The organism is Marinobacter suaedae, assembly GCF_030519635.1.
GTDB lineage: Bacteria > Pseudomonadota > Gammaproteobacteria > Pseudomonadales > Oleiphilaceae > Marinobacter > Marinobacter suaedae.
Map to the genome: position 1 here is coordinate 507,781 of NZ_JAUMIS010000002.1, position 13,178 is coordinate 520,958.

12 protein-coding genes are annotated in these 13,178 nt (G+C 56.4%); 5 read left to right on the top strand and 7 right to left on the bottom strand.

Going from position 1 to position 13,178, the window contains the following annotated elements:
- Positions 1 to 57: 57 nt before the first annotated feature.
- Positions 58 to 1,050, bottom strand: coding sequence for a YhdH/YhfP family quinone oxidoreductase (locus tag QVZ43_RS11265; RefSeq protein WP_302910014.1), 993 nt, complete (start codon positions 1,048 to 1,050; stop codon positions 58 to 60).
- Positions 1,051 to 1,078: 28 nt separating this feature from the next.
- Positions 1,079 to 2,143: a protease SohB gene (sohB, locus tag QVZ43_RS11270; protein ID WP_302910015.1), complete on the bottom strand. Its 1,065-nt coding sequence runs from the start codon at positions 2,141 to 2,143 to the stop codon at positions 1,079 to 1,081.
- Positions 2,144 to 2,373: 230 nt separating this feature from the next.
- Here sohB and QVZ43_RS11275 point away from each other — a divergent pair, with 230 nt between their 5' ends.
- Entirely contained in the window at positions 2,374 to 2,688 is a 315-nt protein-coding gene (locus tag QVZ43_RS11275; protein ID WP_223793463.1) for an SCP2 sterol-binding domain-containing protein, read from the top strand.
- A 72-nt stretch (positions 2,689 to 2,760) separates the two neighbouring features.
- Here QVZ43_RS11275 and QVZ43_RS11280 read toward each other — a convergent pair whose 3' ends face one another.
- The 5 genes from QVZ43_RS11280 to QVZ43_RS11300 form a co-directional block, all read right to left on the bottom strand.
- Positions 2,761 to 3,402 carry a multidrug transporter gene (locus QVZ43_RS11280; protein WP_302910016.1) on the bottom strand — a complete coding sequence of 214 codons (642 nt, stop codon included), beginning with the start codon at positions 3,400 to 3,402 and terminating at the stop codon, positions 2,761 to 2,763.
- Positions 3,403 to 3,407: 5 nt separating this feature from the next.
- Positions 3,408 to 5,114 carry a FimL-related protein gene (locus tag QVZ43_RS11285; protein WP_302910017.1) on the bottom strand — a complete coding sequence of 569 codons (1,707 nt, stop codon included), beginning with the start codon at positions 5,112 to 5,114 and terminating at the stop codon, positions 3,408 to 3,410.
- Positions 5,115 to 5,343: 229 nt separating this feature from the next.
- On the bottom strand, positions 5,344 to 6,045 hold the full coding sequence (gene dnaQ / locus QVZ43_RS11290; protein WP_223793460.1) for a DNA polymerase III subunit epsilon: 702 nt from the start codon (positions 6,043 to 6,045) through the stop codon (positions 5,344 to 5,346).
- Positions 6,046 to 6,074: 29 nt separating this feature from the next.
- Positions 6,075 to 6,518: a ribonuclease HI gene (gene rnhA / locus QVZ43_RS11295; RefSeq protein ID WP_223793459.1), complete on the bottom strand. Its 444-nt coding sequence runs from the start codon at positions 6,516 to 6,518 to the stop codon at positions 6,075 to 6,077.
- 15 nt (positions 6,519 to 6,533) lie between these two features.
- Positions 6,534 to 7,337, bottom strand: a complete 804-nt coding sequence (locus QVZ43_RS11300; protein ID WP_302910018.1) for a class I SAM-dependent methyltransferase — start codon at positions 7,335 to 7,337, stop codon at positions 6,534 to 6,536.
- Positions 7,338 to 7,426: 89 nt separating this feature from the next.
- On the opposite strand from QVZ43_RS11300, the gene gloB reads away from it, so the two are divergent.
- From gloB to QVZ43_RS11320, 4 genes are all read left to right on the top strand, one after another.
- Positions 7,427 to 8,221 carry a hydroxyacylglutathione hydrolase gene (gloB, locus tag QVZ43_RS11305; RefSeq protein WP_302910019.1) on the top strand — a complete coding sequence of 265 codons (795 nt, stop codon included), beginning with the start codon at positions 7,427 to 7,429 and terminating at the stop codon, positions 8,219 to 8,221.
- Between the two features lie 154 nt (positions 8,222 to 8,375).
- The gene (locus tag QVZ43_RS11310) at positions 8,376 to 10,085 is read left to right on the top strand and encodes a LysM peptidoglycan-binding domain-containing protein (protein WP_302910020.1); all 1,710 of its coding nucleotides are present in this window, start codon (positions 8,376 to 8,378) and stop codon (positions 10,083 to 10,085) included.
- A gap of 135 nt (positions 10,086 to 10,220) precedes the next feature.
- Positions 10,221 to 12,044 carry an extracellular solute-binding protein gene (locus tag QVZ43_RS11315; protein ID WP_302910021.1) on the top strand — a complete coding sequence of 608 codons (1,824 nt, stop codon included), beginning with the start codon at positions 10,221 to 10,223 and terminating at the stop codon, positions 12,042 to 12,044.
- Between the two features lie 46 nt (positions 12,045 to 12,090).
- Positions 12,091 to 13,176: a microcin C ABC transporter permease YejB gene (locus QVZ43_RS11320; RefSeq protein WP_302910022.1), complete on the top strand. Its 1,086-nt coding sequence runs from the start codon at positions 12,091 to 12,093 to the stop codon at positions 13,174 to 13,176.
- The last annotated feature ends 2 nt before the right edge of the window (positions 13,177 to 13,178 follow it).

Below are 13,178 nucleotides of genomic sequence, written 5' to 3' on the forward strand. Positions count from 1 at the left end.
CACTCGAAACGAAAAAAGCCTGTCAACTGACAGGCTTTTTGTGCTTGTTCTCCCGGTTTACTTGCTGTGGTCAAGCACGATCTTACCGGCGGATTCACCCTTCAGGAACGCCTTGAGCGCTCCATCAAGTTCGGCCCGGCCAATATCCCGGGCCGAAGCCTCGGTTTTCGGACAGGCCCACTCTCCCGCGAACTTCTCCCAAACTGATACCTTATCCGCCAGCGGTATTTCCACCGAATCGACACCCAGCAGATTGACGCCCCGAAGAATAAACGGCAGCACCGTCGTCTCAAGCTGAGGACCGGCGACCAGGCCGCAGCAGGAAACCGAACCTCCTGGCTTCACCTGCTTGAGCATCTCCGCCAGAGGCGTCCCGCCCACGGTATCCACGGCATTCGCAAAAACAGGCTTGAGCAGGGGTTTCTTTTCCTGGCTCAGAGCGTCCCGGCCAACCACGTCTTTCGCTCCCAGCGCTTTCAGGTCTTCTGCGTGGTCCGCTTTACCACTGATCGCCACCACGTCAAATCCCAACCCTGAAAGCAGTTCCACCGCGACGCTACCTACTGCACCACTGGCGCCGGACACCGCCACAGCGCCTTGCTCCGGCGCAGCCCCCATCTTCAGCAACTTTTGCACGCACAGACCAGCGGTCAGACCGGCTGTGCCGTAAATCATGGCGGTGCGGGCATTCCAACCTGCAGGCATTGGAACGCACCAAGCTGCCGGCACCCGGATGTATTCGCCAAATCCACCATCGGTGTTCATGCCCAGATCGTAGCCGGTGACAATCACCGAAGCACCGGCAGTGATGGAGTCCGAGGAAGACTCGACCACCTCGCCCGCCGCATCGATACCTGGAGTGTGGGGGAAGTTGCGAGTCACGCCTTTGTTGCCGGAGGCCGACAACGCATCCTTGTAGTTCAGGGAAGAATGAGACACTCGGATCAGTACTTCGCCTTCGGGCAGATCCCCTGTATTCAGGATCTTCTCGGAGCCTACGTAATCGCCACCTTGCTCTTCTACCCGCCAAGCCTTGTAGTCAGTACTCATCGTCACAATCCCCTCTCCGTTATTTGGGCTATTGGATGTTTTGTTTCCGCAATGCGCTCAGCAGCCGCCAGACCGAATGCTCCAGGGCTGCGCTCGTGGCAAGCCCCAGCTTCTCGGCCAGTGACCGTTTACGCTGATAAGATACTGAGACTACGTCGGCCCGGTCGCATGCTTCAATCAGATATTCGTCGGAGGTCTTGATCTCGTCAATCAGCTTCACCTCAAGGGCCCGAGTGCCAAACCAGATATCGCCATTGGCCACCTCGGCAATATCAACCTCTGGCCGACGCTCGCTCACGTACTCCTTGAACAACACGTGGGTGTCTTCCAGATCGGCAAGGAATTTCTCGCGTCCCTTTTCGGTATTTTCTCCGAACATGGTCAGTGTCCGCTTGTGCTCACCGGCTGTCAGCACCTCGACGTCGACGTCGTTCTTCTTCAAAAGTCGATGAAAATTCGGAAGCTGTGCCACCACCCCGATGGAGCCCAGCACGGCAAAGGGCGACGCCACGATACGATCGGCAACACAGGCCATCATGTATCCACCGCTGGCAGCGACTTTGTCTACGCACGCGGTCAAACGAATACCCTTGCCCCGGATGCGATCCAGCTGAGCCGCAGCCAGACCATAGGCGTGCACCAGACCGCCTCCGCTTTCGAGACGGATAACCACTTCGTCCTTCTCTGGATCGGCAATGCTCAACACCGCAGTAATGGAGCGGCGCAACTGGTCGTTGTCACTGGCCTTGATATCGCCGTCAAAGTCGAGCACGAACACGCGGGCCGACTCTTCTTTAACCGGTTCACTCTGCTTGCCCTTTGCCTTCTCTGCTTTTTTTCTGGCCTTTTCTTCCTTTTTGCGCGCCTTGGCAGCTGCCTTTCGCTCACCATCGGACATCAGCCGGGCCTGAATCGACTCACGCAACTTGGTATAGCTGTCATTCAGCTTCCGGATTTTTAGCTCGCCATCTCCTCCGTGATCGTCCCGATCTTTATGGGCGGCGGAAACAATCACCGAGATAATCACCAGAGCTGCCACCACAAACGTGACAACCTTGGCGAGGAATAAACCGTACTCTGTCAAAAACTCCAAAGCGCTTCTCCGTAACCTAGTCAGGGCGTAACAGTGTAACTTACCGAATTTACGCTGATAAGGTGAGCGAAATTATTTAAACAAGCGTTCGATCGAGCTTGACACCACTAGACACTAACCATAAAGTCGAATGCGAGGTCGGCTATGCAAGAGCGCCCGTTCAGGCTCACCTGCCAGGGGGCATCCAGGCCGTCGCCAACACCAGACAACCAGTTAAAAAGGGAAAGATAATGTCTGTAGCTCAGGTATTCGAACAACTCGAACAGAACTTCAACGCTGACGCAGCGCAAGGCCTGGACTTGGTATTCCAGTTCGACGTTGAAGACGACAAGACCTACCACATTGTGATCAACGATGGCTCCTGCAACGTCCAGGAAGGCGAGCACGACGATCCTTCCGTGACCCTGATCATGAGCTCCGAAACCCTGCACGGCATCGTCTCTGGCGAAACCGACGGCATGCAGGCATTCATGGCTGGCCAACTGCGCGCTGAAGGCGACATGATGCTGGCCACCAAGCTGGGCGAGCTGTTCAAGATGGGCTGATTGCTGCCCTCTTAACGAAAAAAGCCTGCGCTATGCGCAGGCTTTTTTGTATCTGTTCAGGTCGCCTGGGCATTACCAGTACTGAACCGCCTTGTGTGCTTCTTCATTCGCCGGCACCGCAACCAGACCGGAACCGGAGAGCCGGACATCGAAAACCGCACCATCTCTCATGGGCATGAAGGTGGCGTTACCATAAACCCCCTCCACGAAGGGTAAGTCGAACTGCCGATCCAGTTCCCAGAGATCTACCCATACGGCATCGTTCAGGCCAATCACCGACCTTGGATTGCTGCGCTCCTGCTCCAGCGAGGTATAGCGCCCTCCCAGCCGCTCCAGACGATAGGCCGGCCCGATACCCAGCCAGCGCAGCGGGCCAGTGAAGCGGATGATCCGGGCATCAACTTGCCACTGATCCCCCCGAAGTGATGCCACCACCGGTTCCTGCCCAACCAACTCGAAGGCTACGCCCCAGCGCTGATCGCCCTGCTCCTGAGTGGAAACGCTGGCGACGGTCTGCATGCCGGAGAGGGACTGATAGTCGTAGAGGTTTAACGCGATAACCAGCAGGTAGGCACCTATGGCCATGATTCCGAAAACGGCCATGCCCTTGAGCCAGCCCAGCAACCAGCTCGGTCGCAGGAAAAACAGCAGGCCACCAACAAACAGAACCGCACCCACGGCGGCGAGCAGAATGGTCGAAAACTCCTGGGACATAAACTCTAGAAACCTACATCGTCCAGCGAGCTGGTAGCCAGCTTGAGGAGATCCTGATTCTTGTCTTCACGCTGACCAATGCTTTCGATGTAATATTCCATCGACGTCAGCGCATCGGCCAATGCTTCCAGAACCTGGGAGGAAGGCGCTTCACGTCCTTCAAGCAGTTGATCCTTGATCGAGCCAGCTACCCGTTGCAGAACATTTGCTGCGGCCGGGTCATCCACCATCTGCAGGCCGCCCCAAATACTATGCAAGGTGCCCGGCAGGTTGGCGAGGTGAAGCTTGTCGTAATCAGATTCAACAAACGCGGTAATCGCTCGCTTTGCCAGCGTAAGCGCGCTTCGTGCTTCATCAGCCACAACAAACAGCGCTTCGCGCAGATAAACCGATTCATCCTGGCTCTTCTTCGCTGCAGCCAGAGCATCAGTTTCAGAGGTGATGCCCCGACTGACGATCTGTGCGACCGCGTCCTCAATACTCAGTACGGAACTGGCCAGGCGATAGAGTTCGTCATCCTCCGGCAGCTTGGAGTCTGCCTCCCATTTGCGCAGACGGGTGGCCTCCTCCCGGGCAACACCTGCCAACTTGTTCAGGTCCAGCATGACCAGCGTGTTGGCGAGGCGATCAAGCGCTTCGGCAATGGACGACAGTTCCGCCAGATCAGGCTCGATACCACGCTCGATGATATCGAGTTTGTCCTTCAACTGATTCAGCTCGTCCTGAAGCGCCTCCGAGAGCGATTTGAGAACATCACTGCCCGGGCCGTACAACCGACGGGCATGGCTGTCCAACAGGGAATCGGTGAAGTCGGCAGGCGCCAGACGGTACGATGACAAAACACGGGTTACTTCCGGATTACCCGACCCGCTGCGGTACAGCAGGTAAATCAGGTCCCGAATCAACGAGTCCGGAGCCTGCTTGGCGGTTGCCACCTTACCTACGTACACCACCTCACGGGCGTATTTTTCGATACGCATGAGCATGCGTTTGCGGGCCTTGTTGAACCCCATGGCCCGATCCAGCATGGTATCGGCCACCACAGACACAAGACACCACATCTGCCCCATGGGCGCACCGGAACACAAGCGAGCAAACCCGCGGGCCGACCGGCCAATCAGCTTCTTGCTGACAACCTCGTTACGTTCTTTCAGTATGCCAAGCAGCGCCACCTGAAACGTAAGGCGCATGCGACGGGCCATGATTTCGTATTCTGACTCGCTGCCGCTAAACGGATCGATGGGCATGCCCGAGCAAAAATCAGGCTGGTTTTTGACGTCCACGTCAAAGAAAACGGATTCGGGATAGGGCTTTTCCCGCCGGGCTTCACGGAGGTCGTTGATCACAGGCAAAAGCAGCTCAGGATGATCCGCCCGCTGCTGGTGGTAGTACTCCACATACCGGCGAAGAATAAACAGAGCGCTGTTCAGGGTAGTCAGGAGGATGTTCTTGTCGTCGTTTGCACCAACGGGAACATCATTGGCCATGGACACGGCTTCCTGGCAAAGCAAAGCCCCGCCCCGCAGCTCCACCAGAACGAAAATCCCCCTCAGCTGATTGATAAAATCAACGCAGTTCTGGAGATCTTCCCCGCTTTCGCGGTTCTCCTGGAAGCGTTCCAAACTGGATTCTGCCTGCTTGATGGTCTGCTCTATTTCACTTTTGACCAGATCAAACGACTGGGATTTCGTCGCTAAAGACGACTGAACCATAAACGCTTCCTGTTATTATTAGCGGAGACTACCGCGACCTCATGGTAACCACTGCCGGCCTTATACATTGACGCAGCTCATGTTGTTATCGCGTAATGTCCAAGCTTTCAGTCATTGCTTTTATACTGAAAACTGACTAACTGGTCATTACTTATATCATAAAACTCAAGCACCTCAAGAAAGGCGGAATGTAACATTTGGTATAGTTCCGCCCCGGTTCTCATTTGAGTTAATGCAGTTTACTCCACACGGTCTCGCCGGCCTGTTTTTCCATCATGCCCATAAACTCCTCGTGCGCCTGGCGCTCGTCTTCGCTGGCACTGACAACGGCCAGAGGTGCTCGATCGGATGGAAGACGCCGGATTCCGCCTACACTTCCGCCCTCTTCGGAACCGCTGTCGAGAGAGAGTGCGGTCTGACCACCGGTTAACAACAGATAAACATCGGCCAGAATCTCGGCGTCGAGCAAGGCTCCGTGAAGTTCCCGGTTGCTGTTATCAACACCGTAGCGCTTACAAAGCGCGTCGAGGTTATTCTTCTGGCCCGGGTGCTTCTTCCTTGCTATCGCCAGCGAGTCGACAACGCCGCAGTGGTCGCCGGTTTTTCGCACCGGCTTCAAGCGGGCGAACTCGGCATCCATAAAGCCAACGTCGAACGCTGCGTTGTGAATAACCAGCTCAGCCCCGTCGATAAAGGCAAAGAATTCGTCGGCGATTTCCGCAAATTTCGGCTTATCCGCCAGAAATTCATTGGTGATGCCGTGCACAGAAATCGCTTCGGCTTCGACTTCCCGCTCGGGATTGATATAGACGTGGTAGGTTCGGCCTGTCAGCTTACGCTCCATCAACTCCACACAACCGATCTCGATGATTCGATGGCCGGAAGACGGATCAATACCCGTGGTTTCGGTATCCAGTACAATTTGTCTCATAAACTCACAAAAAATCTGCGTTGTTGTATTCAGGCACCGCTCAGCTCGGAGACACCACGATTGGCCAGTTCATCGGCCAGCTCGTTATCCGGGTCCCCCGAGTGACCTTTTACCCAGTGCCAATTGATACGGTGGCGAGCAACCTCTTCATCCAGTGCCCGCCAGAGATCTTCATTCTTGACCGGCTTCTTGGCTGCGGTTTTCCAGCCGTTTCGCTTCCAGCCTTTCATCCATTCGGTGATGCCTTTCCGAACGTACTGGGAATCGGTATACAGCTCCACTTCGCAGGCGCGCTTGAGAGCGGAAAGCCCCCGAATGGCTGCCATTAGTTCCATACGGTTATTGGTGGTCTGCGCTTCGCCGCCATGGAGCGTTTTGCACGCGTCGCCATACCGCAACACCACACCCCAGCCCCCGGGCCCGGGATTCCCCTTACACGCACCGTCGGTGTACAAAACTACCTTGGCGGACATATTGCTCCTGGTTTTTCAGTCAAAGTCCTCGGACATGGTCTTTTCGGCGTGGGCACCCCGCGATGCACCAATGACTCGCGTACCCGACAAGGAAATCACCTTCGCCGTCCGCCAGGCTGGCCGCTTGGGCAACCCCGCATAAACCCGCTTGCGGGCCATGATGCAGTAGTAGGCCCCAAGCGGCAGAATTCTATTGCCCGCCCTTCTGGAATCCAACCAGCTTTCACGATCTCGTCCACTTCTTTGCAGAGGTAGCCTGAAAAATCTGGTGGAGGAGGCTTCTATATTGAACCCAAGCAGATGCAACCAGTCCTCCATGCGCCTGCGGAACAGAAAACGGCCGCCCCATGGGCCTTCCCGGTGCCGCGATACGGCTCGCCGGAGCCCCCACAGGCTGAGCGGATTCAAGCCGATCAGCGCGATGGTCCCTTCGCCGCGCAAAACACGAGCAGCCTCCCGAATTACTTCATGGGGGGACCGGCTAAAGTCAGCACTGTGGTGAAGAACCACAAGATCCATGGAGTCCGAAGGGAAAGGTAACTCGTGCGAATCGCAAACGACCACGCCTTCGGAAATTTCCGGTGACCATACCGGAGTGGTCATGATGCGCTGGGTAAAATCCGTACCCGTGGCCAGCGGCAAACGGTGACTGATCCCCACTTGCAACTGGCGCGCGCCCGTCAGCGGCGCAAGATCCGCATCAAGGAGCCTGCGTTGATCCGCCAGCAACGCCCTCCCCAGGGCCGACTGAAACCACCGTTCGAAGCTTTCGTGGCGCACGGCATAATCAATCGTTTCTGATGTTTTTACAAGGTTCACGGGGTCACCTCGCTGTGGGCCCGGTTTCAGGCCAACCCGGTATTGTTCTATCATATCAGTCACACTTCGTTTTCACAGGTGCGACTTGCATGTTGAACGTGTCCCCCATACGCGCATTCAGTGACAACTACATCTGGTGCCTTTCAAACTCTGAAACCCGCAAGGCCCTGGTGGTGGACCCCGGACAGGCCAGCCCGGTATTGGAGCACCTGTCGTCCAACGACTTGTATCTCGACACCATTCTCATCACCCATCACCATCCAGACCACGTTGGTGGCGTACCGGAATTGCGTAAGGCAGCACCTGAGTGCCGGGTAGTCGGCCCGGCGGGTTCCCCCTTCAAGGGCGTCACCGAGTCGGTCGAGCCCGGCCAGCACCTCCGCTGGGGCGACATGGAGTTTTCGGTGATTGGCGTTCCTGGCCACACCCTCGACCACATCGCCTACTTCTCGGAAACAGCGGTTAACGATCGGCCAGTGTTGTTTTGCGGCGACACTCTGTTTGTGTGCGGCTGTGGCCGCCTGTTCGAAGGATCCGCCGCACAGATGCGCGAATCTCTGCAGGCGTTACGCTCCCTTCCGGAGAACGCCGCCGTCTACTGCGCCCATGAGTACACTCTCGCGAATTTGCGCTTCGCCCGCAGTTGGTTGCCCAACGACGAAGGTTTGAGAACCTTCGAAGCCCAATGCATGGAACAACGGGAACATAACCAGCCAACCGTGCCTTCCACTCTGGCCAGGGAAAAGGCTCTGAACCCCTTTCTGCGCTGGGATGATCCGGCGGTAGTGGACGCCGCCCGAGCCTATTGTGAACAGAATAACCTGCCTTCGGATTCCGCCGATGCCATATTCGCCGCGGTAAGACACGGCAAGGACCATTTTTAAGTCGTTAACAAATCCTCTCACGGACGTAACGAGAGGCTCCTTGACCCTTTTCAGGGCGCTTTCATAGAATCGTTCCACCTTTTTGTCGCAACCCATTAAATCTGCCGGATTTTCAGATACACGATCCGGCCCCAACGTGAGCCGGAATTTTTCTATGTCGGTCAAACGATTGTCGCTGCTCTTCTTTACCGGTGCGCTGGCCAGTGGATGCAGCGTATTGAGTTCTTCCAACAATAACGAGCAGGCAAATGACGAAGCGCTTCTCAACTCCGAGCAGGTCACGGTCGCAGCCGGCGACGAGGACCTGAAACAAGCCGTCGCCGCCGGAAATGGCGAGAACGCAACCAAAGGGGCAGCGCTCGACGACGCCATCGCACCGTCACTCAGAGCGGCGGCACAGGACGCCCGAGAGAAGCTCGACGCGCCGGAGCAACAGGCAACAACCGAAACACAGGACCTCTGGCAGCGCCTTCGGGCCGGCTTTGCCCTGAATCATGACGTCGACAGCGATCGGGTTCGTGACCAGCTTAACTGGTACATAAAGCATCCAAGCTACATCAAGCGCGTTGCAGATCGTGGTAGCCGCTACCTGCACTACATCCTGAACCAGACCGAAGAAAGAAAGCTGCCGAACGAACTTGCACTTCTTCCCATCGTTGAAAGTGCTTTCGATCCGTTTGCCTACTCCCACGGACGAGCTGCGGGTCTCTGGCAGTTCATTCCCTCTACTGGCAAGTACTTCGGTCTGACACAAAGCTGGTGGCACGATGACCGCCGCGACCTGATTGAAGCCACCGACGCTGCCCTGACCTACCTGGACCGCCTCGCCAACCGTTTCGACGGCGACTACACCCTCGCCCTTGCCGCTTACAACAGTGGTGGCGGTACCGTGTCAAGTGCCATGCGCAAGAACCGGAAGCGGAACAAGCCCCAGGACTACTGGTCCCTGGACCTGCCCCGGGAAACTCGCCATTACGTACCCAAGTTGATTGCCCTGGCTAAAATTTTCGATAACCCGGAAAAATACGGCATCGAACTGCCGCCCCTGAAAGACGAAGCCTACTTCGAAGTGGTTGAAACGGGCTCCCAGCTTGATCTGGCCCAGGCGGCGCAACTGGCCAATGTTGACGTTGATGAAATCTACTTGCTGAACCCCAGCTACAACCGCTGGGCCACCAATCCCGATGGCCCCCATCGTCTGCTGGTTCCCAAGGAAAACGCCGAAGCCTTCCGTGCTGCCCTGGACAACCTGCCAGTGGAAAAGCGCGTCTCCTGGCGTAACTACAAAGTAGAGTCCGGTGACAGCCTGATTTCTATCGCCCGCAAATTCACCACCACCCCTTCCGTGATCAAACAAGTGAACAAGCTGGATTCCGATCTGATCCGTATTGGCCAGCGCCTGCTGATTCCTTCGGCACTCGAGGGCTCGGATACCTATGCCCTGAGCGCGTCCGAGCGACTGGAGCGCAAACAGGACCGGAAACGTGACGGCAATAAGGTTCGTTACACGGTTCGTCGCGGTGATACCTTCTGGGATATTGCCCGGGAGCATCGGGTATCGGTTCGTGAAGTTGCTGGCTGGAACGGCATGGCCCCCGGCGACCCACTGATTCCCGGAAAGCAACTGGTGATCTGGTCCAAGGCCGCCAAACCTACCCAGGTGGCATCGACCAGTGCCCGCGGCAACTCCATGGTTCGCAAAGTCGGTTACCGCGTACGTGAAGGCGACTCCCTCTGGACTATTGCCAGCCGTTTCTCGGTGGATGTGCGCGATATCGCTAGCTGGAATGACCTGAACACCAAGCGCTATCTTCAACCGGGACAAAGTCTGGTACTCTACGTTGACATACGGAACAGTCCCTGACCCCCATCGGTCCGGACTATCCGGTAACTTATAAGAATCAGATGGGTCATGATGACCCGGAGCGTGCCGCCCCTTTTCGCTGTTAAATAAGAGGGGCGTCAACTCTTAACTGACATTCCGGAACGCGCGAGACCTATGACCAGCAAACGGACAGCTTCATACCTGACGACGCTTCTAACCTCCATTACCTTGATGACCGGTGCAACCACCGGATTCGCGGAGGAGGCTCCGGCAGCCGAACCACGACATGGCATCGCCATGCACGGGGAAACCAGGTATCCCGCCAGCTTCGAGCACTTTGACTACGTAAATCCGGACGCTCCGAAGGGCGGAACAGTCAAGATGGCGGTCGTTGCCAACGGGTACGACTCCTTCAACCCGTTCGACATTCGCGGTATCGCTGCAGCAGGTATCAACACCTATCTGTATGACACCCTGATGGAATCGTCGGACGACGAGCCTTTTTCAGCCTACGGACTGATTGCAGAGTCCATCGAAACACCGGAAGACCGAAGCTATGTCACGTTTAACCTGCGCGACGAAGCCCGCTTCCACGATGGCCATCCAATTACGGCCGAGGACGTAAAGTTCTCTTTCGATATCCTGACCACCAAAGGCCATCCCTTCTTCCGCAATTACTACGCGGATGTGTCAAAAGTAACGGTTGAGAGCCCGGCACGCGTCCGGTTCGATTTCAGCGATACCACCAACCGGGAACTGCCTTTGATTCTCGGCCAGATGCCAATCCTCCCCGCCCACTACTGGGCCGATAGGGAATTTGGAAAAAACGGTCTGAATCCGCCCCTGGGTAGCGGCCCTTATCGAATTGGGGAATTCGAGGCCGGACGCTCCATTACCTATGAGCGGGTGGAAGACTACTGGGCCAAAGACCTGGGAGTTCGAAAGGGCCGTTTCAACTTTGACCAGGTTCAGTACGACTACTACACGGACGATACTGTTGCCCTGGAGGCCTTCAAGGCAGGAAACTTCGATTACCGCATCGAAACCTCCGCCAAGAACTGGGCCACCGCCTATAGCGGCCCGAAGTTTACCGATGGCCAGATCATAGCCGAAGCCATCGAACATCACCGCCCCACCGGCATGCAGGCATTCGTCTTCAACACCCGAAAGAAAATGTTCAGTGACTCCCGGGTACGTCAGGCGCTTGCCTATGGCTTCGACTTCGAATGGGCCAACAAGAACCTCTTCTACGGCCAGTACACCCGTACCGACAGTTATTTCGAGAACAGCGACCTGGCGTCATCCGGCCTGCCGGAAGGGCGGGAGCTGGAAATCCTCAACCAGTTCCGGGAACAGCTACCGGAAGAGGTGTTCACGGAAGCCTACGCTCCACCTGAAACCGATGGCCAGCAGGGGTTGAGAAAGAACCTCCGCACGGCAATGGAACTGCTCAAGTCTGCCGGTTACGAGATCAAGAACCGTAAAATGGTCAATGTGGAGACTGGCGAACCACTGGCCTTTGAAATACTGCTCTTCCAGAAGAGCTTTGAGCGAGTCGTGCTGCCATTCAAGAACAATCTGCAGAAGCTGGGCATCGATGTGACTGTCCGGCTCGTGGACAGCAACCAGTACATTCAACGGGTGCGTGAGTTCGACTTCGACATGATTACCCAGGTTATGCCTCAGTCGGACTCGCCCGGAAATGAACAACGGGAGTACTGGCACTCCTCCAACGTGGATGCAAACGGCTCCCGAAACTATATGGGCATTGCTGACCCTGTGGTGGACAGCCTGGTGAACATGGTCATTCAGGCACCCGACCGCGAGGAACTGGTTCAACGGGTGCACGCCCTCGACCGGGTTCTGCTCCACGGCCACTACGTTATTCCCCACTGGCACCTGGCTCAGGACCGGGTGGCGTACTGGAGCCATTTGCAACGACCTGAAGAAACACCGAAAAACGGGTCAGACCTGAATAACTGGTGGATTAGTCGCTGAGCCACTTACCTTGACCCAAGCTGTAACGTAAGGAACGCGCCGCCAGATGGGCATCTACATACTCCGACGGCTTGCTTTGATTATCCCGACGCTGATCGGGATCATGCTGCTGAACTTCGTAATTGTTCAGGCCGCCCCCGGCGGTCCTGTTGAGCAGTTGATTGCTGAAATGGAGGGGCATGGTGGCAGTGCCCTCGCCCGGGCTTCCGGCGGTGATGGCGGCGGGGAAGTCTCCAGTGGATCAAGCGACAGCCGGGGTGCACGGGGCATTCCCGATGAGTTGCTCAGGGAAATCGAAACCATGTACGGTTTCGACAAGCCCGCCCACGAGCGTTTTTTCAAGATGCTCGGAGATTACGCCACCTTTGATTTCGGTGATTCCTTTTTTCGCGAGAAAAGCGTCATTGATCTGATCATCGACAAGATGCCCGTGTCCATTTCCCTAGGTCTCTGGTCCACCCTGATTATCTACCTGATCTCCATACCCCTGGGCATCCGCAAGGCCGTCACCGACGGTTCCCGCTTTGATGTCTGGACCAGTTCTGCGATTGTGATCGGGTACGCGATCCCCGGCTTCCTGTTTGCGATTCTCCTGATCGTCCTGTTTGCCGGTGGCAGCTATTTCGACTGGTTCCCGCTGCGGGGCCTCACCTCCTCCAACTTTGATGAAATGACCTGGTATGAACAGGTGGCCGACTATTTCTGGCACCTGGCCCTGCCCGTCACCGCCAACGTCATAGGCGGTTTCGCGACCCTGACCCTGCTCACCAAGAACTCGTTTCTCGACGAAATCAGCAAGCAATATGTGGTGACAGCGCGGGCCAAGGGTCTGGACGACAAGCAGGTACTCTACGGTCACGTGTTCCGTAACGCCATGTTGATTGTGATTGCCAGTCTGCCGGGTGTGCTGGTGTCCCTGTTCTTCACCGGCTCTCTCCTTATAGAGGTCATTTTCTCGCTGGACGGGCTTGGCCTGCTGGGCTTTGAGGCGGCGCTGAATCGGGACTACCCGGTTATTTTCGGCACTCTCTACATTTTCACCCTGATGGGGCTGGTGCTGAAGCTGATCAGCGACATCACGTACGTGCTGGTGGACCCCCGCATCGACTTTGAAAGCCGAGAGAGCGCATAACC